This window comes from Phormidium sp. CCY1219, assembly GCF_035615515.1.
In the GTDB taxonomy this organism is placed as follows: Bacteria; Cyanobacteriota; Cyanobacteriia; order Cyanobacteriales; family Laspinemataceae; genus CCY1219.
In genome coordinates this window covers 1-245 of sequence record NZ_JAJENT010000701.1, presented here as the reverse complement: position 1 = coordinate 245, position 245 = coordinate 1, and the positions used below count along the sequence as shown (strand labels likewise).

General features: G+C 43.7%; 1 protein-coding gene. It reads right to left on the bottom strand.

From position 1 onward, the window contains the following. The coding region (locus tag LKK83_RS20680; protein ID WP_324633217.1) for a group II intron maturase-specific domain-containing protein at window positions 1-245 on the bottom strand (245 nt) is incomplete at both ends.

Sequence of the window (245 nt, the reverse complement as noted above, 5' to 3'; positions counted from 1 at the left end):
CCATTGGCTCCATGATGGTAATACTTTCTGAGCTTATCAATGGACGCTTTCCCACATCTTGATGCTGTCCATGCCCTTAAAGCTACCCAAACCATATAATCGAGTTTGGAGAATGTTTCCTTGGATACTACTCCCGAATAGTAGTTACTCCACCCTTTTATGACTGGATTTAGGTGTTTGATTAATGCGGCTTGTGGGGCTGTTTTGTGAGCCTTGATTACCGCCTTAATTGCCTTGTAGTGCTC